At 66.6% G+C, this 18,656-nt stretch carries 22 protein-coding genes; 18 read left to right on the top strand and 4 right to left on the bottom strand.

Features of this window, described 5'->3' with window-relative positions:
- Positions 1–150 precede the first annotated feature (150 nt).
- From pyrE to ACWIKC_RS04165, 9 genes are read left to right on the top strand one after another with little or no spacing between them, the layout of a single operon-like run.
- The gene (gene pyrE / locus ACWIKC_RS04205) at positions 151–732 is read left to right on the top strand and encodes an orotate phosphoribosyltransferase (protein ID WP_454598876.1); all 582 of its coding nucleotides are present in this window, start codon (positions 151–153) and stop codon (positions 730–732) included.
- Positions 729–1,487, top strand: a complete 759-nt coding sequence (locus ACWIKC_RS04200) for a pyridoxine 5'-phosphate synthase (protein ID WP_454598875.1) — start codon at positions 729–731, stop codon at positions 1,485–1,487. The genes pyrE and ACWIKC_RS04200 overlap by 4 nt, the downstream gene beginning before the upstream one ends.
- Complete coding sequence (acpS, locus tag ACWIKC_RS04195) at positions 1,484–1,885, top strand: holo-ACP synthase (protein WP_454598874.1); 402 nt, start codon at positions 1,484–1,486, stop codon at positions 1,883–1,885. Before ACWIKC_RS04200 ends, acpS begins: the two co-directional genes overlap by 4 nt.
- Positions 1,882–2,778 (top strand): signal peptidase I, encoded by an 897-nt coding sequence (gene lepB / locus ACWIKC_RS04190; RefSeq protein ID WP_454598873.1) that lies wholly within the window; start codon positions 1,882–1,884, stop codon positions 2,776–2,778. The genes acpS and lepB overlap by 4 nt, the downstream gene beginning before the upstream one ends.
- Before the next feature lie 4 nt (positions 2,779–2,782).
- Positions 2,783–3,958 carry an AI-2E family transporter gene (locus ACWIKC_RS04185; protein WP_454598872.1) on the top strand — a complete coding sequence of 392 codons (1,176 nt, stop codon included), beginning with the start codon at positions 2,783–2,785 and terminating at the stop codon, positions 3,956–3,958.
- The gene (locus tag ACWIKC_RS04180) at positions 3,948–5,186 is read left to right on the top strand and encodes a DUF3089 domain-containing protein (protein WP_454598871.1); all 1,239 of its coding nucleotides are present in this window, start codon (positions 3,948–3,950) and stop codon (positions 5,184–5,186) included. Before ACWIKC_RS04185 ends, ACWIKC_RS04180 begins: the two co-directional genes overlap by 11 nt.
- On the top strand, positions 5,165–5,641 hold the full coding sequence (gene ruvX, locus ACWIKC_RS04175) for a Holliday junction resolvase RuvX (RefSeq protein WP_454598870.1): 477 nt from the start codon (positions 5,165–5,167) through the stop codon (positions 5,639–5,641). Before ACWIKC_RS04180 ends, ruvX begins: the two co-directional genes overlap by 22 nt.
- Positions 5,642–5,688: 47 nt before the next feature.
- Entirely contained in the window at positions 5,689–6,147 is a 459-nt protein-coding gene (locus ACWIKC_RS04170) for a PaaI family thioesterase (RefSeq protein ID WP_454598869.1), read from the top strand.
- Entirely contained in the window at positions 6,140–6,559 is a 420-nt protein-coding gene (locus ACWIKC_RS04165; protein WP_454598868.1) for a PaaI family thioesterase, read from the top strand. The genes ACWIKC_RS04170 and ACWIKC_RS04165 overlap by 8 nt, the downstream gene beginning before the upstream one ends.
- Here the strand turns inward: ACWIKC_RS04165 and ACWIKC_RS04160 are convergent, their stop codons facing one another.
- Both ACWIKC_RS04160 and cobS read right to left on the bottom strand, forming a co-directional pair.
- Positions 6,560–8,788 (bottom strand): transglycosylase domain-containing protein, encoded by a 2,229-nt coding sequence (locus ACWIKC_RS04160; protein WP_454598867.1) that lies wholly within the window; start codon positions 8,786–8,788, stop codon positions 6,560–6,562.
- A gap of 50 nt (positions 8,789–8,838) precedes the next feature.
- On the bottom strand, positions 8,839–9,831 hold the full coding sequence (gene cobS, locus ACWIKC_RS04155) for a cobaltochelatase subunit CobS (protein WP_454598866.1): 993 nt from the start codon (positions 9,829–9,831) through the stop codon (positions 8,839–8,841).
- 51 nt (positions 9,832–9,882) lie between these two features.
- On the opposite strand from cobS, the gene ACWIKC_RS04150 reads away from it, so the two are divergent.
- Complete coding sequence (locus ACWIKC_RS04150) at positions 9,883–10,731, top strand: oxygenase MpaB family protein (RefSeq protein ID WP_454598865.1); 849 nt, start codon at positions 9,883–9,885, stop codon at positions 10,729–10,731.
- A gap of 79 nt (positions 10,732–10,810) precedes the next feature.
- Here the strand turns inward: ACWIKC_RS04150 and ACWIKC_RS04145 are convergent, their stop codons facing one another.
- Complete coding sequence (locus tag ACWIKC_RS04145) at positions 10,811–11,404, bottom strand: J domain-containing protein (RefSeq protein ID WP_454598864.1); 594 nt, start codon at positions 11,402–11,404, stop codon at positions 10,811–10,813.
- A gap of 57 nt (positions 11,405–11,461) precedes the next feature.
- On the opposite strand from ACWIKC_RS04145, the gene ACWIKC_RS04140 reads away from it, so the two are divergent.
- From ACWIKC_RS04140 to ACWIKC_RS04120, 5 genes are all read left to right on the top strand, one after another.
- Positions 11,462–11,734 carry a BolA family protein gene (locus ACWIKC_RS04140; RefSeq protein ID WP_454598863.1) on the top strand — a complete coding sequence of 91 codons (273 nt, stop codon included), beginning with the start codon at positions 11,462–11,464 and terminating at the stop codon, positions 11,732–11,734.
- A complete protein-coding gene (locus ACWIKC_RS04135) occupies positions 11,731–12,459 on the top strand; it encodes a glutathione S-transferase (RefSeq protein WP_454598862.1) in 729 nt (242 codons plus the stop codon). The genes ACWIKC_RS04140 and ACWIKC_RS04135 overlap by 4 nt, the downstream gene beginning before the upstream one ends.
- Complete coding sequence (locus ACWIKC_RS04130) at positions 12,456–13,340, top strand: pirin family protein (protein ID WP_454598861.1); 885 nt, start codon at positions 12,456–12,458, stop codon at positions 13,338–13,340. Before ACWIKC_RS04135 ends, ACWIKC_RS04130 begins: the two co-directional genes overlap by 4 nt.
- Positions 13,341–13,409: 69 nt before the next feature.
- Positions 13,410–14,225 carry an SDR family NAD(P)-dependent oxidoreductase gene (locus tag ACWIKC_RS04125; protein WP_454598860.1) on the top strand — a complete coding sequence of 272 codons (816 nt, stop codon included), beginning with the start codon at positions 13,410–13,412 and terminating at the stop codon, positions 14,223–14,225.
- Positions 14,225–15,121, top strand: a complete 897-nt coding sequence (locus ACWIKC_RS04120; protein WP_454598859.1) for an alpha/beta fold hydrolase — start codon at positions 14,225–14,227, stop codon at positions 15,119–15,121. Before ACWIKC_RS04125 ends, ACWIKC_RS04120 begins: the two co-directional genes overlap by 1 nt.
- Here the strand turns inward: ACWIKC_RS04120 and ACWIKC_RS04115 are convergent.
- On the bottom strand, positions 15,118–16,209 hold the full coding sequence (locus tag ACWIKC_RS04115; RefSeq protein ID WP_454598858.1) for a DUF2332 domain-containing protein: 1,092 nt from the start codon (positions 16,207–16,209) through the stop codon (positions 15,118–15,120). The two genes, ACWIKC_RS04120 and ACWIKC_RS04115, sit on opposite strands and share 4 nt — an antisense overlap.
- Before the next feature lie 35 nt (positions 16,210–16,244).
- On the opposite strand from ACWIKC_RS04115, the gene hisG reads away from it, so the two are divergent.
- The 3 genes from hisG to nusB are packed head-to-tail and all read left to right on the top strand — an operon-like array spanning position 16,245 to position 18,639.
- Positions 16,245–16,901 carry an ATP phosphoribosyltransferase gene (gene hisG / locus ACWIKC_RS04110; protein ID WP_454598857.1) on the top strand — a complete coding sequence of 219 codons (657 nt, stop codon included), beginning with the start codon at positions 16,245–16,247 and terminating at the stop codon, positions 16,899–16,901.
- The gene (gene hisD / locus ACWIKC_RS04105; RefSeq protein ID WP_454598856.1) at positions 16,901–18,190 is read left to right on the top strand and encodes a histidinol dehydrogenase; all 1,290 of its coding nucleotides are present in this window, start codon (positions 16,901–16,903) and stop codon (positions 18,188–18,190) included. The genes hisG and hisD overlap by 1 nt, the downstream gene beginning before the upstream one ends.
- On the top strand, positions 18,187–18,639 hold the full coding sequence (gene nusB / locus ACWIKC_RS04100) for a transcription antitermination factor NusB (RefSeq protein ID WP_454598855.1): 453 nt from the start codon (positions 18,187–18,189) through the stop codon (positions 18,637–18,639). The genes hisD and nusB overlap by 4 nt, the downstream gene beginning before the upstream one ends.
- The last annotated feature ends 17 nt before the right edge of the window (positions 18,640–18,656 follow it).

Raw genomic sequence — 18,656 nt, 5'->3', positions numbered from 1 at the left:
CCCGGGGTATGACACACGTCACCTTGGGGGCCGAGTTGAGTGGCCTATAGGCAGGCTTTCCCTGCGCCTCAAGCACAAGGGGGCAAAAAATGCGCAAGGTCGTTTGCCTCTTGCGCAACCGCCGCCAAATCGCTTTGTGCTCGCGCTGACATGAACGACGAACACATCATCGCCGATTTCCGCAGCAGCGAAGCCCTCCTCGAAGGGCATTTCCTGCTCTCCTCGGGGCGTCATTCGGGGCATTACCTGCAATGCGCACGGGTGTTGATGAACCCCGATCGCGCCGCGCGTTTGGCGCGGGGACTGTGCCAGAAACTGCCCCGCGACATCCGCTCGCAGGTCGATCTGGTGGTCAGCCCGGCGATGGGCGGGCTGATCATCGGTCATGAAGTCGGACGCTGTCTCGAGAAGGATGCGATTTTTCTCGAACGACCCGAGGGCAAGTTCCACCTGCGCCGGGGATTCCGGATAGAGCCGGGACAGAGGGTGCTGATGGTCGAGGATGTGGTCACCACCGGCCTGTCGAGCCGCGAAGCGATCGCGGCTGTGGGAGAAGAAGGCGGTGAGGTGATCGCCGAAGTCGCGCTGGTCGATCGCTCGAACGGCGAAGTCGATCTGGGAGTGCCCTTTTTCGCACTGCTCGACATCGCCTTTCCCACCTATGCCGAAAACGAACTGCCCGAGGAACTGGCAGCGATCCAGATCACCAAGCCCGGAAGCCGCAAGGTATGAGCGAGCCACTTCGCACCGAACTGTCGCGATCGGTTCCGCTGCGCCTCGGCGTCAACATCGATCACGTCGCCACCATCCGCAATGCGCGCGGCGGCGATCATCCCGACCCGGTGCGCGCGGCGCAGATCGTCGCCGCGGTCGGCGGTGACGGGATCACCGCGCATCTGCGCGAAGACCGTCGCCATATCCGCGACGGCGACCTCAGGCGGATCCAGGAGGCGACCGGTCTGCCGCTGAATCTCGAGATGGCGGCGACCGAGGAGATGCTCGCCATCGCGCTCTCGCATATGCCGCACGCCGCCTGCATCGTGCCCGAGAAGCGCGAGGAACGCACCACCGAGGGCGGACTCGATGCGGCGGGACTGGACAACCGTCTCGCGCCGATCGTGGCACGGCTGCTCGACCATGGCATCCGCGTCAGCCTGTTCATCGAGGCTGAGGAGCGCCAGCTCGAAGCGGCGCTGAGGCTCGGGGTGCCCGTGGTGGAGTTCCACACCGGCGAATACGCCCACGCCACCGGCGAGGACCGCGCGCGCGAGTTGCGCCGCATCGCCGACATGGCCGCGCTGGCCGCAAATAACGGGATCGAGCCGCACGCGGGCCACGGCCTTACCTACGACAACGTCCAGCCGATCGCCGCCATCCCGCAGATCGCCGAACTCAACATCGGACATTACCTCATCGGCGAGGCGGTGTTCGTCGGGCTCGAGCAGGCGGTCCGCCAGATGCGCGAGTTGATGGACGAAGCGCGGTGATCATCGGACTGGGTTCGGACCTCTGCAATATCGAGCGAATCCAGTCGTCTCTCGATCGTTTTGGCGAGCGGTTCGAGAATCGCGTCTTCACCGAGACCGAGCGCGCCAAGGCCCGCCGTCGCCCGTTCTCGATCGCCGGCACCTACGCCAAGCGATTCGCCGCCAAGGAGGCCTTCTCCAAGGCGGTCGGCACGGGCTTCCGGCGCGGCGTGTTCATGAAGGACATCGGGGTGGTCAACGCCCCCTCGGGCGCGCCCACGCTCGCGCTGACCGGCGGGGCGGCGAAGCGGCTTGCGGAAATGGTCCCGCCCGGCCATGAGGCGCATATTCATCTCACCCTCACCGACGATCACCCATGGGCGCAGGCCCTGGTTGTCATCGAGGCCCTGCGTAAATGAGTTCCGACACCATCGCCGCGACCGAACCTTCTGCGAAAAAAGCATCCGCCGATGCCAACGGTGAGGGCGTCAACTGGCTCGCCGAACTGCGCGGGCTGGCGCTGATGCTGCTGGCGGTGTTCGCCTTCCACAGCTTCGTCGCCAAGCCCTTCTACATCCCCAGCACCTCGATGCTGCCCAACCTGTTCGTGGGCGACCGGCTGGTGGTGAGCAAGTACCCCTATGGCTGGAACTGGTCCTCGATCAGCTTCCACCTCGCTCCGCGCGGCGACTGGCGCCTGCTTGGCGACACGCCCGAATATGGCGATGTCGTCATCCCGGTGCATCCGACCCGCGACGAGGATTACATCAAGCGCGTGGTCGCGCTGCCGGGCGACCGGATCGCGGTGCGCGACGGACGGATCATCCTCAACGGCGAAGCGGTGCGGCAGGAAGTCGAGCCGGCGCTGCGCATTCCCGCCGAATACGACCAGCACCTTTGCAATGGCGATCCCTGCATGGCCGATTTCGCGCCCTATCTGATGCGCGAGGCCAATGGGGAATCGGTCTACGAAATCCCAGTGCGGCGCGAGACCTTGCCCAATGGCGCGAGCTATCTGATCATCGATCATCAGGATCAGTATCTCGACAATTACGCCGAGATCACCATTCCCGAGGGCCATGTCTTCGTGATGGGCGACAACCGCGACCATTCGGCCGACAGCCGCGCCGAGATTTTCGCGCAGGGCCTGGGCGGACCGGTACCGCTGGAAAACATCGGCGGCCGCGCGGAGTTCATCACTTTCTCGCTCGACGGGACTACCGGGCTCAACCCCGTCAGTTGGTTCAGCTCGATGCGCGGCGATCGCGCCTGGTCGACACTGCGTCCGCCGCTCGCCGAACGGGCCAAGTAGCGCGATGAGCGGCCCCTCCGACACCGCAAGCGGACAGGGCGAACACGACAGCCGCCTCGCCTCGCCTACCGAACTGGCGCGGGAGGATCTGGGAAACAGCCCGTCGCGCGTGTCCGATCCGCGACTGCAGTTCGAAGTCAGGCGAGCCATCATATGGACGCTGGTCGTCGGCGGGTTCATTTTGGCGATCTACATCTCCCGCTCGCTTCTGGTGATTTTTGGCGCGCTCGTGTTTGCAGCGATGATCGACGGCGGCGCGCGTCTGCTGGGGCGGATCCTGCCGATCCCGCGCTATTTGCGCGTGGCGATGGTGCTCGTGCTGAGCATCGCCTTCCTGGCCTGGCTCGGCTATTTCGCCGGATCGACGATCTCGCGCGAGGCGGCGCTGTTCCCCGAGATCGTCGAACGCCAGGTCAGCGAGGTCATCGACTGGGCGCGGGCGCAGGGGTTCCAGGTAAGCCAGAGCCAGCTACAGAATTACGCCGGCAGCATCACCAGCGGGATCGGCACGCTCACCCGCGCACTGGGTGGATTGCTGGGCGGACTGACGACCGTGGTGCTGATCGCCATCATCGGGGTCTATGTTGCGCTCGAGCCGCAGCTTTACGAGCGCGGCGTCGCCTGGACCCTGCCGCGCGCCCATCGCGCGTCCTTCTACGTCACCGCCAAGCGCATGGCCCAGACCCTGCGGCGGCTGATGGCCGGTCGGCTGCTCGGAATGGTCGTCGAAGGGGTGTTCACCTATGTCATGCTGGCCTTCGTCGGACCGCTGTTCGGGATCGGCGTGGTGCCGATGGCGGCGCTGCTGGCTATACTGACCGGACTGCTTGCCTTCGTTCCCAATCTGGGCGCGCTTCTCTCGGGCCTGCTGATGGTGATGGTGGGCTTCTCCGGAGGCGTCGAGATGGGGGTTTACACAATCTTCGTTTATCTCTTCGTCCAGAATTTCGACGGCTATGTCGTCGTGCCGATGATCGCCCGCAAGACGGTCGACCTGGCACCTGCGCTGGTGCTGGCGGCGCAGCTGGTGATGGGGATCCTGTTCGGGATCATCGGTCTGTTCCTTGCCGATCCCTTGCTGGCGATGATCAAGGTCGCGCTGGAACGTCGCGCCGAAACTGCCGACGCGGAAGACAGCGACCAAAACCACGCTCGAAAGGCGGAAACGAATGGCGCGTAAGTTTCTCTATTTCGTCGCATTTGTTATTGTTGCCGTGATCCTGGGCGGGATTGCGCTGTCGATCTGGTCACGCGAGGCGACCGAAATCGCCTTTGTCCCGCGCGGCGAATTCGTCGAACAGGAAGCGCTTGCCGCAAACGCCTATCAGGACCCGGGGATGTGGTATTCGCGCCCCGGCATCGGCACCGACGATCCGGCGCGCTATCAGCCCGCAATCGCAGACCCTCCCGAGGATCCGGCGACCCGGGAGCCTTCCCCCGAAGCCCCTGCCGCCGAGCGTACGCTGGGCGAAGGTCCCGTCGCGCTCGCACCGGAAAGCAGTCGCCGCGCCGCTCCGGTCGAAGCAGCCGCAACACCCGATTTCGCAGTCTTCTTCGTTCCCCCGACCAGCTATATCCAGGCCGGCGGCGACTGGAACGCCAGCCTCACCGATGCTCCCACCAACCAGCGCGCGCGCATTTTCCTGCGCGGGCTTGCGAGCCCCTTCAACGCCGCCGACGAGATCTGGGCGCCGAAATACCGCCAGGCTTCGGTCGGCGCTTTCCTGACCGACAAGCCCGCCGCGAAACTGGCGATCGACGCGGCCTATCGCGATGTCCGCGACGCCTTCCGCTATTTCGTCGAGAGCGTCGATCCGGCAAAGCCGATCGTTCTGGCTGGCCACAGCCAGGGGGCGCTGCATATCCTGCGGCTGCTGATGGAAGAGGTCGCCGGGACCGATCTGGAGAGCCGCATCGCTGCCGTCTACGCCCCGGGCTGGCCGATCTCGGTCGAGCACGATCTGCCCGCGCTGCCCTTCCCCGCCTGCGCCGCGCCGGGACAGGTCGGCTGCATTCTGAGCTGGTCGAGCTTTGCCGATGACAACGATCCCGATTTCCTGATGCGCCGTTACGGGTCCACCCCCGGTTTGGATGGCGAGCCGCGCGGCGACGGGCCGATTCTGTGCGTCAATCCGCTCACCGGCGGCACCAATGGCAGCGCGCCGGCCAGCAGCAATCTGGGCACGCTGGTTCCCGACGAGGGTCTTTCCCGCGGCGAGCTCGTTCCCGGAGCGATTCCGGCGCGCTGCGATGCCTCGGGCCTGCTGTTGATCGGCGATCCGCCCGAGCTGGGCGAAGGCGTCCTGCCGGGTAACAATTACCACGTCTACGACATCCCGCTGTTCTGGGCGAATGTGCAGAAGGACGTGCTGGAGCGCGTACGGGCATGGACAGCGGCGGGCTCGTAACCGACAGCGCAGCCGCGTTCGACGAGCAGCTGCCCGATGGCGGCGTGTTGCTCGGACTGGACCTTGGCACCCGTACGATCGGGCTGGCGACCTGCGATGCGGGCTGGCGCTTTGCCACCGCAGGGAAAACCCTGCCCCGCGGCAAGTTCACCGCAGATTGCGGCAAGCTGCGCGAGCTCGTCCAGCAGCGCTCCATCAAGGGGCTGGTGATCGGCCTGCCGCGCAATATGGACGGGGGCGAGGGTCCGCGCGCGCAGGCCAGCCGCGCCTATGCCCGCAATCTCTCCGCCGCGCTGGCGCTCCCGGTACTGCTGTGGGACGAGCGCTGGTCCACCGCCAGCGCCGAGGCGGCGATGATCGGCCAGGACATGAGCCGTGCCAAGCGCGCCGAGCGGATCGACAGCCATGCCGCCGCGATCATCCTCCAGGGCGCGATCGACACGCTCACCAATTAAGGTTTTGCCATTGTAATCGGTCCGCCCGCGCGGCAGGGCGAGCGGCAATGGCCGATCAGCAAACCCGTTTCGATCCCGCGCAGGCGACGCCGTTCCTGACGGCCCGGTCGCACAATGGCTGGCTGGGTCTCGCCTATCGCGACCACGGCGAGGACTGGGCCGAGCTCGAATTGCCCTGGCGCGAGGATTTGTTGGGCGAGGACGGGCGCGAGGTGCTCGCTTCGGGCCCGATCATCAGCCTGATGGACATGGCGAGCGGGCTGGCGATCTGGACTCGAATGGGCCAGTTCCGCGCCATCGCCACGCTCGACCTGCGCGTCGACTACACCCGCCCCGCCCGGGGGCGATCCAGCGTCTTCGGCCGCGCGCAATGCTATCGCCTGACCCGCTCGGCCGCCTTCGTGCGCGGGATCGCGCATGATGGCGACGCCGATGATCCGGTGGCGCATATGCAGGCGGTCTTCATGTCGATCGATGCACGCAACGTGGAGCTGCCAGGTGGCTGATCATCGCGATATCGAGGTCGTCACGCCCTACGCCCGCTCGCTCGGCATCGCGCTCGACCGGTGGGACGGCGATACACCTGTACTGCGGGTCGAATTCTCCGACGCGGTACAGGGTCGCCCCGGCGCGCTCCACGGAGGGGCGATCAGCGGCCTGCTCGAAACCGCCGGCTATGGCGCGCTGCGGACCGAGCTGGCGCGGGGCGAGCGCGAGGCGCAGATGAAGCCGATCAACATCACCGTCCAGTTCCTGCGCAGCGGCAAGACCCGGCCCAGCTTCGCCAGGGCCCGGATCGTCAAGCTCGGCCGCCGTACCGCCAATATCAGCGTCGAGGCATGGCAGGACGACGAAGCGCGGCCGATCGCCAGCGCGGTGATGAACATCCTGATGGTGGATGCGAACCCGCCAGCCTAGCTAACGGTTCTGTTCTTCCAGCCGCTGACGCTCGGCTTCATAGCGTTCGCGCATGCGCGCCTCCTCCTGCTCGATCCGCTGGCGCGTCGCCTCCTCGGCGCGGCGGCGCACCTCCTCGAACCGCTGCGAATCGACGCGCACCCCGTCCTGGCCCATCCGCAGGTCGAGATCGACGCCTTCGACATCGGTCGAATAGATCATCTCGCCATCCTCGAACCGGAGGCGCGATCCGTCTTCCAGCGGGATATCATCCAGATTGGGCACGTCCTGCGGCTCGACGGGGCCGCCGGGATCGGCGCGCTGGGTCGGGTTGGCCCGCGGTGCGGCCGCACCACCTGCCTGGCGCATGAAATCCTTCCATATCTGCGCGGGCAGGCCGCCGCCGCTGATCCCATCGAGCGGCGAATTGTCGTCATTGCCGATCCACACCCCGACCACCAGATCGTTGGCATAACCCACGAACAGCGCATCGCGGTTGTCCTGCGTGGTGCCTGTCTTGCCGAAATTGGGCCCCGGCAGCATCGCCGCGCGGCCCGTGCCCTGGTTGATCGCGTGGCGCAGCATGTCCTCCATGTCGCTGAGAACCCGGCCCGAGAGCGTGTCGCTGCCATCCCACAACCGCTCCCACCAGCTTGGCTCGGCGCGGGCGAAGGCGTGGGGTTCGACCGGATAGCGATTGGCCGCGACCCCGGCATAGGCGGCGGTGAGTTCGATCAGGCTCATGGTCGAGGTTCCGAGCGCGAGGCTGGGATCACCCTCGGCCAGTGCCGACGACACGCCGAGATCGCGCGCGGTTTCGATCACCGCCTCATCCCCCACTTCGCCGAACAGGCGCACCGCGGCGACATTGCTCGACTGGGCGAAAGCTTCGCGCAGCGTCAGGCTGTCCGAATAGCGTTCGCGCGAATTCTTCGGGCGATAGCTCCCCTGCTCGATCGCGGTGTTGGCGATCCGATCGTCGGGGTCCCAGCCGGCGCGGAGCGCGGCGAGATAGACGAACAGCTTGAAGGTCGATCCGGGCTGGCGCTTGGCCTGGGTCACGCGGTTGAAGGTCGATTTGCCGTAATCCGTGCCGCCGATCATCGCCACGACCTCGCCATTGGGGCGCATGGCGACCAGCGCGACCTGCGCCCCGCCCAGCTCCGGACGCCCGGTGACCACCCGCGCGATCGACTGCAACCGGCTGTCGAGCGTGGTGGTGAGCGTCTGGCGGGCGTAGCCGGCACTGGTCCGCTCGCGCGCCTCGGGCAGCGCCCAGTCGGCAAAGTAGGTCCCCGTGGGCAGGTCGCTCTTCATACGCACGTCGAGCGCGGGCGGGCGCAGGCTGCGCGCCTCGGCCTCGCTCAGATACCCAGCCGCGACCATCGCCTCGACCACCATCTGCCGGCGCCGTTCCGCGCGGTCGTAATGCTTGACCGGGTTGAAGCGCGAGGGCGCCTGGACCAGCCCCGCCAGCATGGCCGCCTGACTGACAGTCAGGTTCTCGGGACGCCGGTAGAAGAAATGCAGGCTTGCGGCGCGAAGGCCGTAAACATTGTCGCCAAAATAGGCGTTCGACAGATAGCGCGCGAGGATTTCGTCCTTGGTCAGCCAGCTTTCCAGCCAGAAAGCGATCAGCATTTCGCGCGCCTTGCGCGTCAGCGTCTGCTCGGGGGTCAGAAAGGTGAATTTCGCCAGCTGCTGGGTGATGGTCGAGCCGCCGCCGACCCCCATAAACACCGCGCGTGCCACCCCGCGCGGATCGACGCCCCAATGGTCGTAGAAGCGCCGGTCCTCGATGGCCATGAACGCCTCGACCACATGCGGCGGCAACTCGGCGACCACCACCGGCTCGTCGGTGACCGCGCCATTGCGGGCGATCGGCGTGCCGTCGGCGGCCAGCAGCGTGACCATTGGCGGGGCAATCGGCTGGAGCGACTTGTTGAGCGGTGCGGTGATCGCCAGCCAGGCGACCAGGAGGACGAACAGCGCCAACAGCGCCGCGATGATCCGTCCCGCCCACCAGCGTTTGCGTCGGCCAAGCCAGTAATCGCGCTGCCAGAACCGGGTGTCGGGGTCGCGTGGCAGGCGATGCTCCCCGACAAGCTGCCGGTCGACCGCATCAAGCCGCGCATCCCATTCGTCGTAATCGGGTTCCTCGCCCAGCCCGTCGTGCAGCGAATAATAGCCGCGATGCGGAGCCGGTTCGGGCTCAGGTGGCTTGCGCCGGAAGGGGTCGAACAAGCCCATGCAATTGCTGTGTTAACAGAACAACACAGGCGGGACCAGACCCGCCGGCCTCAGTTTTTGCCGACCACGCTCTCGGGCAAATCCTCGCCGAAGACGCGCTGGTAATATTCGGCGACCAGCATCCGCTCTTCCTCGTCGCATTTGTTGAGGAAGGAGAGCCGGAAGGAAAAGCCGACATTCTTGAAGATCGCATTGTTCTGCGCCCAGGTGATGACCGTGCGCGGGCTCATCACCGTCGAGATATCGCCGTTGATGAAGCCCTGCCGCGTCAGATCGGCGACCTTGACCATGTCGGCGATCAGCTTGGGATCGGCATCGGGGTTCTTGGCGGCGACGATCGCCTGCTCGGTCTCGGCGGGCAGATAGTTGAGCCCGATGACGATGTTCCAGCGGTCCATCTGACCCTGGTTGATCGCCTGCGTGCCGTGATAGAGCCCGCTGGTGTCGCCCAGCCCGACCGTGTTGGCGGTGGCGAAGAGACGGAAATGCGGATCAGGGCGGATCACCCGGTTCTGGTCGAGCAGCGTCAGCTTGCCCTGCTGCTCCAGAACGCGCTGGATCACGAACATCACATCGGGGCGGCCGGCATCGTATTCGTCGAACACCAGCGCCACCGGGTGCTGGAGCGCCCAAGGCAGCAGGCCTTCGCGGAATTCGGTGACCTGCAGACCGTCGCGCAGCACGATGGCGTCGCGACCGATCAGGTCGATACGGCTGATATGGGCATCGAGATTGATGCGGATGCACGGCCAGTTGAGCCGCGCCGCGACCTGTTCGATATGGGTCGACTTGCCGGTGCCGTGATAGCCCTGCACCATCACTCTGCGATCATGCGCAAAGCCCGCGAGGATCGCCAGCGTGGTGTCGGCGTCGAAGACGTAGGCCTCGTCGAGATCGGGCGTCCGCTCGTCAGGCTTGGAAAAGGCCGGCACCTTCCAGTCGATATCGATCCCGAAGACCTCGCGCACGTCGACCTCGGTGTCGGGCGCGGCCAGCACGGTTTTGGAGGAGGCGTCGAAGCTCTTTTCGGTCATGTCGTTCATCGGCTGGCGGGTTAGGCATTTATCCTCGCCGAGCCAACCCTATATTGGCTGATGATGCCGCAAGCCGACCTATCCGAGAAACTCCGCCAACGCCTGATCGGCAGCGTGCGTGCGGTGTTCAACGATGTCGAGGGCGGCGAGCAATCGGTCCCGCCCAGCGACGAGGCGCTGTTCGAGCGCGATTCGCCGATCCGGCTGGTCCACGCCGATGTGGTGGGCATGATGGTGGGCGGCATTCGCAGCCTGTTGCTGCAGATGCTCCACCCGCATGCGCTGCAGGGCGTGCTCGACCATTCCAACTTTCGCAGCGACATGCACGGGCGGCTGCGCCGGACCGCGCGCTTCATCGCCACCACCACCTTCGGCCACCGCGACGATGCCATGCGCGCGATCGAGCGGGTCAACCGCATCCACGCCCAAGTCGGTGGCACGTTGCCCGATGGGACGCCCTATTCGGCGCGCGACCCGCGCACTCTGGCATGGGTCCATGTCGCCGAGGCGACCAGCTTCCTCGCTGCCTATGTCCGCCATGTCCGGCCCGACATGCCCAATCACGCCAAGGACGAATATTACCGCCAGTTCGCGGTGATCGCCAAAGCGCTGGGGGCCGATCCGGTGCCGCTCGACCGCAACGAGGCGGACGCGATCTTTCGCGAGTTGCGGCACGATCTCGCCGCTTCGCCGCAGGCGCGCGAGATCGCCGAACTGGTGCTCAACCAGCGACCCGAGGGTGCGCCGCCCGCGGTGCAAAGCATTCTGGGGTCCGAGGCGGTCGCGCTGCTGCCACCCTTCGGTCGCTCGATGCTCGGCCTCGACCGACCGGGCCTGATCGCACTCCCCGCCCGCGCCGCGACCTGGGGGATGGGGAAGACGCTGCGCTGGGCGTTCCGCCAGAATTGAGGCGTAGTAAACTGGCAGGCGCCCAATCAAACCTCAAGCTCAGTCGAGCTTTAAATAATCGCGCGCCAATCGGTTCGCATCACCCCATCGCCGAGCTTTTTCGCAGCAGCTGATAAGCCTCCACCACCCGCCCCAGCCGCGCCTCGAACTTGCGGTCGCCGCCATTGCGGTCAGGGTGGTAGCGCCGCACCAGCTCGGAATACCGCCGCCGCAGGCGGGTACGGTCGGCGTCGAGGCCAAGCCCCATTTCTTCCAGCGCCTCCGCCTCTTCGCGGCTGAAGCGGCCATCCATCGCCATCTCGGCCTCGCGCCGCACGCGGCTGCGGATCCCGCCTGCACGCGCGCCGATCGCGTCGAGCGGATCGTCGAAATCGGCCCAGCGCGGCATCCCGTCGACACCGGCGGTCGGCCGAAAGGTCGCGCTTTCGGTGCGCCAGCCCGCGGCCACGCCCTGCGCATCGAGGATTTCCTCCACGCTCATGCCTTCGAACCAGTCGTAGCCGGCGTTGAATTCGCGGACGTGATCGAGGCACATCCAGCGCCAGTGCCCGGGCCCGTCGAGCCCGTGCCCGTCGCGCGCCGGAGCACGAAATTCGCCCGACGCGTCGCAGGCGGGATGGTCGCACATCCGCCCCTCCGCTTCATAGCGGCCATGAAATCTTGTCTGGCGCATTCGCATTAGGATGGGGACGCCATTCGCGTTAGGAAACCCCCGAAAAGGAGAAAACCCATGGCCGGAACCGTTCAGCAGGAAATGGAACGCCTCCTCACCGAGGCATTCACCCCGACGCGGCTCGAGGTGATCAACGACAGCGCCAAGCACAGTGGCCATTCGGGCGACGACGGCAGCGGCGAATCGCATTTCACCGTGGTCATCGAGGCGCCGGCCTTCGCCGACAAGAGCCGGCTCGAGCGCCAGCGGATGGTCAATCGCGCGCTTGGCGACATCCCCGGCGAGCGGGTCCACGCGCTGGCGATCCAGGCTTCGGCGCCGACGCCGTGAGCTACGACCTGTGGTACTGGCCCGGCATTCAGGGGCGAGGCGAATTCGTCCGCTTGTTCATGGAAGCCGCGGACATTCCCTATCGCGACCGGGCGCGGCAGGCCGATGCGCAGGCGCTGGTCGAGGATATGGAAGCCCGCGAAAAGAGCGGCAGTTTCGCGCCCTATGCGCCGCCCTATCTGGTCGACAAAGATGGAGACGATGAATTCGCCATCGCGCAGGTGGCGCATGTCCTCGCCTGGCTGACCGATCGCCATGATCTGGGAAGCGGTGACCCGCAGACCGACCTCCATCTGATCCAGCTCCAGCTGACGATTACCGATGTGGTCGCCGAGGCGCATGACACCCATCATCCGACGGGCGGCGGGTTGTATTACGAGGATCAGAAGGAAGCCGCCGCCACCGCGGCAAAAGGCTTTCGCGAAGAGCGGATTCCGAAATATTTCGACCATTTCGAATCCGCGCTCGGCGTGAACTCCGGCCCGTTCTTCCGCGCCGACCGCTTCGGCCATGTGGACACATCGCTGTTCCAGCTGGTCGAAGGGCTCCGCTACGCCTTCCCTAACCGGATGGCGCAGATCGAGGGCGACTACCCGGGGATACGCGCTTGCCGCGATGCCGTCGCCGAACTGCCCGGCATCGTTGCCTATGTGAAATCGGAGCGCCGCATCCCCTTCAACGAGGACGGCATCTTCCGCCACTATCCCGAACTGGACTCCGCATGATTACCCAGACCATCGTCCCCACCACCCACGATCTCGGCCAGTTCAAGGTCCGCCGGGCGCTGCCCGCGAGGGAGCGCAGCATGGTCGGGCCCTTCATCTTCGTCGATCAGTTCGGCCCGGCGCAGCTCGACATCGGCAGCGGGATGGATGTGCGGCCGCACCCGCATATCAATCTGGCCACCGTGACCTGGCTGTTCGAGGGCGCGATCGACCATCGCGACAGCCTCGGCAGCCACTCGACCATCCGTCCCGGCCAGGTCAATCTGATGACCGCGGGGCGCGGGATCGTCCATTCGGAGCGTTCTCCGGAGGCGGACCGCGAAGCGGGGCCGCGGCTTTACGGAATGCAGACCTGGCTGGCATTGCCCGACGGGCGCGAGGAGATCGAGCCTGCCTTCGAGGCGGTGCTCGACCTGCCGATGATCGCGGATGGCGGCGCGAAAGCCACCGTGGTGATGGGCGAATTGTGGGGTGAGCGCGCGCCGGTCACCACCTATGCGCAGACCATCTATGCCGAGATTATGCTGGAATCGCAGAGCTCTATCCCGATCGAGGTGAGCGCCGACGAGCGCGCGCTGATGCTGGTCGGTGGCGCGGCGAGCATCGATGGCACGGCGCTCGATCTTTACACGCTCACCGTGCTCGAACCCGGGCGCAGCATGACCCTGAGCTCGGACCGGGGCGGGCGCGTAATCCTGCTCGGGGGCGAGGCTTTTGCGACCAAGCGTCATGTCTGGTGGAACTTCGTCAGCTCGAGCCGCGACCGCATCGAACAGGCCAAGGACGACTGGCGCGAACGGCGCTTTCCCGCGGTTCCGGGCGATCTGGACGAGCGCATTCCGCTGCCCGATGGTCCGCCCAAGACCGTCACCTACCCGTAGGCACCGGCTCCAAAAACGCCCAAAGGCGACCGGGCAACACGGCCACAACACAATTATCAGGAGAGTATCATGGGTTTCGAAGGCAAGACCGTCTGGATCACCGGCGCTTCATCGGGCATCGGCGCGGCGCTGGCGCGCGAGTGGGCAAGCCGGGGCGCACGGGTGATTCTGTCGGGGCGCGACGAGGCGCGGCTGGACGAGGTCGCTGCCTCGCTCGAGACCGAGGCGCTCGTGCTACCCTTCGATGTTCGCGACGAGGACGCGATGCACGAGGCGACCGCGCGCGCCACTGAAGGCGCAGGGGTCGACATCTTCGTCGCCAACGCCGGGATTTCGCAGCGCAGCCCGGCGGTCGACACCGCGATGCAGGTCTATCGCGACATCATCGATATCGACCTCACCGCGCAGATCGCCGCGACGCAGGCGCTGCTGCCGCATCTGGTGCAGCGCGGCAGCGGGAAGCTGCTGTTCATCTCCTCGGTCGCGGGCAAGGTCGGGGTGCCGCTGAGGACCGCCTATTGCGCCGCCAAATTCGGGCTGGTCGGCTATGCCGACGCGCTGCGCGCCGAACTGTCGCAGAGCGGGATCGAGGTCCATGTGGTCTGCCCCGGATCGGTCGCCACCGATGTCAGCCGCAACGCGCTGACCGGCGACGGCAGCAAGCGCGGCCACAGCGACAAGGCGATCGACGAGGGCATCGCGCCCGCCGATGCGGCCAAGCGGATCGTCGATGCGGTGGAGCTGAACCAGCGCGAGATCATCGTCGCGCAAGGGATGGAGGAGGCGATGGGCGAGCTGCGCCGCACCCCCGACCAGCTGTTCGACCAGATCGCGCAGATGGTCGCCAAGGGCTACATGCACAAACTCCAGAAGGAGGAATCGTGATGGACCAGAAACGCGTTACCCTCGCCAACGGGATCGAGCTCGATGTGGTCGACGAAGGCCCGCGCGATGCGCCGGTCCTGATCTTCCTCCACGGCTTCCCCGAAAGCCACCGCACCTGGCGCCACCAGGTCGCGCATTTCTCGAAGAAATTCCGCTGCATCGCGCCCGACCAGCGCGGCTATCGCGGCTCGTCCAAGCCTGCGGAGGTTTCGGACTACACCCCCGACAAACTGGTGGGCGACATCTTCCTGCTCGCCGATGCGCTGGGGGTCGAGCGCTTCACCGTGATCGGTCACGACTGGGGCGGCGCAATCGCATGGGGCGTGGCGCTGATGGGGCAGATGAACGGGCGGGTGACCCGCGCCGTGATCGCCAATGCGCCGCATCCGGCGATCTTCCAGCGGCTGCTCTACACCAACCCGGTCCAGCGCGCCGCGAGCCAGTATATGCGCGGGTTTCGCGACACCGCCAACGACGCGCTGGTCCGCGAGCATGGCCTTGGCGGCCTGCTGCTGCAGGAAATCCGCTGGGATGCGCCCGACAAGATGGAACCCGCCGAACGCGCGCGATTGCTCGAGGACTGGCAGGACCGCGATGCCGCCTTCGCGATGCTCAACTGGTATCGCGCCAGCCCGATCGACATCCCCGCTCCCGATGCGCCCTACACGCTGCCCGAGGGCTGGACCCCGCCACCGCTGCCGCCGCTAACCATCCCGACGCTGGTGATCTGGGCGCTGGACGATCTCGCGCTGCCGCCGGAAAATCTCGAGGGACTGGACGAGGTGGTGAAGGACCTCACCGTCGTCGAAGTGCCCGATTGCGGCCATTTCGTCCCCTGGGAAGCGCCCGGGCCGGTCAATGCGGCGATGGACGAGTTCCTGGGCCGGACGGCCTAGCCGGTCCACTCGACCCAGTTGCCGTGCGGATGCGCGGTGCCGAGCATGCGCCAATCCTCTCCGCCCGGCCAGTAGCGGACGGAGAGCTCGTGGCGGTGGGTATCGCGGTCGGCCTCGAGCGAGACCCAGGCGAGCGGTGCCTCCTGCTTGGCGCGCGCGCCGGCCTCGGTCATCATCGCCTCGATCCGCTCGCGCTCCTCGGGCTGGACATATTGCCAGACCACCGAATGCATCACGATGCGCGTGGTCCCTCCCAGCTCCGGCTCCGCCAAGGCCTCCTCGAGGAAATCCGCCGCGCCGCATCTGGCGATCTGCGGCGGCGCTGCGGCAGCCAGCGCGACCGCGGCATCCATCCGCGCGAAGCGGGTGGTGAAATCGGGCCAGATATAGGCCTTCAGCCGCAAGGCCTGATCGGGGTCGGTCAAATCCACCGGCGCGACATCGCAGCCCCTCGCTCCGACGATTTCGAAGCTTCCCGGCGGCGGCGGCGCGCCGCGCCATTCGGGCACGAGTTGCAACTCGGCATTCTCCGGCCCAGCCGTCACGCCACCCAGATCGAAGCGGTAGCGATCCATCATCAGATTGATCCCCGCGCTCGATCCCAGTTCGTAGAGCGCGAAACGCGGCGGCAGGCCCTTGCTCGCGAGCCACAGCATCGCCGCGGCAAAGCCCCAGGAACGCCCCGCCTCATTGGTCTGCGGCGGGCCGTCTAGCCACGGCAGCAGGAAGGCCTCGTGCCGCTCCAGCGTATCGGCAATCCGCTCGGCGGCATCGGTTGGCCCCAGCCCCTCGTAAATCGGTCGCAGAGCGGGCTCGGCTCCTGCAAGCTGCAGCGCATGCAGCCCGCCCGCGATGCGCAGCGGCAGCGCATCCGCCAGCGGCGGCCCCGCCCATTTGCGCACCCGCCGCATCACCGCCCCGCCCCGCTCGTCGCCGAGCAGCGCACGCAAGCCCTCGCACGCGCTGGCGGTGATCGGTGCCTGGTTGTCGCGGCAATAGGCGACCTGGTTGGCGAAGGCGCGCGCGACCGCGTCCGGACCCCGCGCCTGCGGATCGATCACCACGTAATCGGCCTCTTTCATCGCCATTGCCCTTTCCCTTGCCGCTGCCTATCTGCGCGACCATGCCCGACCTGCTGACCTTCGCCGTGCCCAAGGGGCGCATTCTCGACGAGGCGCTGCCCGTGATGGCGCGCGCCGGCGTGGTGCCCGAGGATGCTTTCCACGACAAGGCCAACCGCTCGCTGACCTTCGGCACCACGCGCGAGGACATGCGGCTGATCCGGGTGCGCGCCTTCGATGTCGCCACCTTCGTCGCGCATGGCGCGGCACAGGCCGGGATCGTCGGCTCGGACGTGATCGAGGAGTTCGATTACGACGACCTTTACGCGCCGGTCGATCTCGACATCGGCCATTGCCACCTCGCGGTCGCCGAGCCCGAGCGGGCTGCGGACAATATCTGCAGCGCCAGCCATCTGCGGGTGGCGACCAAATATCCCAACATCACCCGGCGGCATTTCGAGCGCCAGGGGATCCAGGCCGAATGCGTCAAGCTCAACGGCGCGATGGAGATCGCCCCGGTGCTGGGCCTGGCGGGGCGGATCGTCGACCTGGTTTCCACCGGGCGCACGCTCAAGCAGAACGGACTGGTCGAGACCAGTCGCATCATGGACATCTCCGCCCGGCTGATCGTCAACCGCGCCGCGCTCAAGACCGATCCGCGCGTCGGCGCGCTGGTCGAGGCCTTCCGTGCCGATGCTTCCGCCCGAAAGGCCGCGTAATGCGATTCCTCGATGCCAATGCCGATGATTTCGAGCAGGCCTTCACAAAGATCGTCCGCAACCGCCGCGACAGCGATGCCGATGTCGGTCGCGATGTCACCAACATGCTCAACGAAGTGCGCGAGCGCGGCGACGATGCGCTGGTCGAATACACCGCGCGCTTCGACAACCACCGCCTCACCAATGACGACGACTGGCGGATTTCGCCCGAGCAATGCCGCGCCGCCTATGACGCGCTGGACCCGGTGCTGCGCGACGCGCTCCAGCTCGCCGCCGACCGCATCCGTGCCTATCACGAGCACCAGCTGCCCCAGGACAGCGACCGCACCGATGACATCGGGATGCGACTGGGCGCGCGCTGGTTGCCGGTCGATGCGGCGGGGCTCTACGTCCCCGGCGGGCGCGCCTCCTACCCTTCCTCGCTGCTGATGAACGCGATCCCCGCCAAGGTGGCCGGGGTCAAACGGCTCGCGGTTACCACCCCCACCCCCAAGGGCGAGACCAATGCGCTGGTGCTGGCAGCCGCACATATCGCCGGGATCGACGAGATATGGCGCGTCGGCGGGGCGCAGGCCGTCGCCGCGCTCGCCTATGGCACCAAAAGGATCGCCAAGGTCGATGTCGTCACCGGCCCGGGCAACGCCTGGGTCGCCGAAGCCAAGCGCCAGCTTTTTGGCGTGGTCGGGATCGACATGGTCGCCGGGCCCAGCGAAATCCTCGTCATCGCCGATGCCGACAATGATCCCGAATGGATCGCCGCCGATCTGCTCAGCCAGGCGGAGCACGACCCGACCAGCCAGTCGATCCTGATCACCGACGATCTGGGTTTCGCGCGGATGGTCGAGGATGCGGTCGATCTCCAGCTGATGAACCTGCCCACCGCCAAGGTGGCGCGCGCGAGCTGGGACACGCATGGCGTGATCATCGTGGTCGATGAAATCGAACAGGCCTTGCCGCTCGCCGACCGGCTTGCCGCCGAGCATGTCGAACTCGCGGTCGCCGATCCGCAGGTGCTGTTCGACGGACTGCGCCACGCGGGCAGCGTCTTCTTCGGGCGGACCACCCCCGAGGCGGTCGGCGACTATATCGCCGGCCCCAATCATGTCCTCCCCACCGGACGCCGCGCGCGTTTTGCCAGCGGGCTGTCGGTGCTCGACTTCATGAAGCGCACCAGCTTCATCGACGCCGGAGCTTCCGCGCTGGCGGCGATCGGCCCCGCCGCGGTCGCGCTGGCCGAAGCCGAGGGCCTGCCCGCGCATGCGCGCTCCATCGAATTGAGATTGAAATGAACAAACCCGCCCGCAGTCAGGCCCGTTCGGCCGCGCGTCTCGCCGCCGTCCAGGCGCTCTACCAGATGCAGATGGAAAAGACCCCGCTCGCGCGGCTGCTCCACGAATTTCACATGCACCGCCTCGGCCACGAGGTCGAAGGCGAGGAATACGCCGACGCCGAGGTCGATTTCTTCGACGATCTGGTCGCCGGGGTCGATGCCCGCCGTGCGGAAATCGACGAGGCGCTGATCGCCAAGCTGGCGTCGGGCTGGACGCTGGCGCGGCTCGACAAGACCATGCTCCAGGTGCTGCGCTGCGGCACCTACGAGCTTATCGCCCGCCCCGATGTGCCCGTAGGCAGCGCGATCAGCGAATATGTCGATGTCGCCAAGGCGTTCTTCGACGACCGCGAGGCGAAATTCGTAAACGGCATCCTCGACGCCGTGGCCAAGGAAGTCCGCAGCTGACCGAAACCGATTTCATC

The sequence above is a fragment of the Qipengyuania sp. SM2507 genome (assembly GCF_053714505.1).
The sequence above is the reverse complement of the archived record's forward strand: the minus strand, read 5'-3'. Positions and strand labels throughout refer to the sequence as shown.

Bases quoted from the DNA above. Each gene is read 5' to 3' on its own strand.
- hisD (WP_454598856.1), top strand. From the start codon at position 16,901: ATGCGATTCCTCGATGCCAATGCCGATGATTTCGAGCAGGCCTTCACA.
- ACWIKC_RS04170 (WP_454598869.1), top strand. From the start codon at position 5,689: ATGGCCGATCAGCAAACCCGTTTCGATCCCGCGCAGGCGACGCCGTTC.
- ACWIKC_RS04185 (WP_454598872.1), top strand. From the start codon at position 2,783: ATGAGCGGCCCCTCCGACACCGCAAGCGGACAGGGCGAACACGACAGC.
- ACWIKC_RS04125 (WP_454598860.1), top strand. From the start codon at position 13,410: ATGGGTTTCGAAGGCAAGACCGTCTGGATCACCGGCGCTTCATCGGGC.
- ACWIKC_RS04145 (WP_454598864.1), bottom strand. From the start codon at position 11,404: ATGCGCCAGACAAGATTTCATGGCCGCTATGAAGCGGAGGGGCGGATG.
- lepB (WP_454598873.1), top strand. From the start codon at position 1,882: ATGAGTTCCGACACCATCGCCGCGACCGAACCTTCTGCGAAAAAAGCA.
- ACWIKC_RS04180 (WP_454598871.1), top strand. From the start codon at position 3,948: ATGGCGCGTAAGTTTCTCTATTTCGTCGCATTTGTTATTGTTGCCGTG.
- nusB (WP_454598855.1), top strand. From the start codon at position 18,187: ATGAACAAACCCGCCCGCAGTCAGGCCCGTTCGGCCGCGCGTCTCGCC.
- ACWIKC_RS04120 (WP_454598859.1), top strand. From the start codon at position 14,225: ATGGACCAGAAACGCGTTACCCTCGCCAACGGGATCGAGCTCGATGTG.
- pyrE (WP_454598876.1), top strand. From the start codon at position 151: ATGAACGACGAACACATCATCGCCGATTTCCGCAGCAGCGAAGCCCTC.
- ACWIKC_RS04200 (WP_454598875.1), top strand. From the start codon at position 729: ATGAGCGAGCCACTTCGCACCGAACTGTCGCGATCGGTTCCGCTGCGC.
- hisG (WP_454598857.1), top strand. From the start codon at position 16,245: ATGCCCGACCTGCTGACCTTCGCCGTGCCCAAGGGGCGCATTCTCGAC.
- ruvX (WP_454598870.1), top strand. From the start codon at position 5,165: ATGGACAGCGGCGGGCTCGTAACCGACAGCGCAGCCGCGTTCGACGAG.
- ACWIKC_RS04140 (WP_454598863.1), top strand. From the start codon at position 11,462: ATGGCCGGAACCGTTCAGCAGGAAATGGAACGCCTCCTCACCGAGGCA.
- ACWIKC_RS04130 (WP_454598861.1), top strand. From the start codon at position 12,456: ATGATTACCCAGACCATCGTCCCCACCACCCACGATCTCGGCCAGTTC.
- cobS (WP_454598866.1), bottom strand. From the start codon at position 9,831: ATGAACGACATGACCGAAAAGAGCTTCGACGCCTCCTCCAAAACCGTG.
- ACWIKC_RS04115 (WP_454598858.1), bottom strand. From the start codon at position 16,209: ATGGCGATGAAAGAGGCCGATTACGTGGTGATCGATCCGCAGGCGCGG.
- ACWIKC_RS04160 (WP_454598867.1), bottom strand. From the start codon at position 8,788: ATGGGCTTGTTCGACCCCTTCCGGCGCAAGCCACCTGAGCCCGAACCG.
- ACWIKC_RS04150 (WP_454598865.1), top strand. From the start codon at position 9,883: ATGATGCCGCAAGCCGACCTATCCGAGAAACTCCGCCAACGCCTGATC.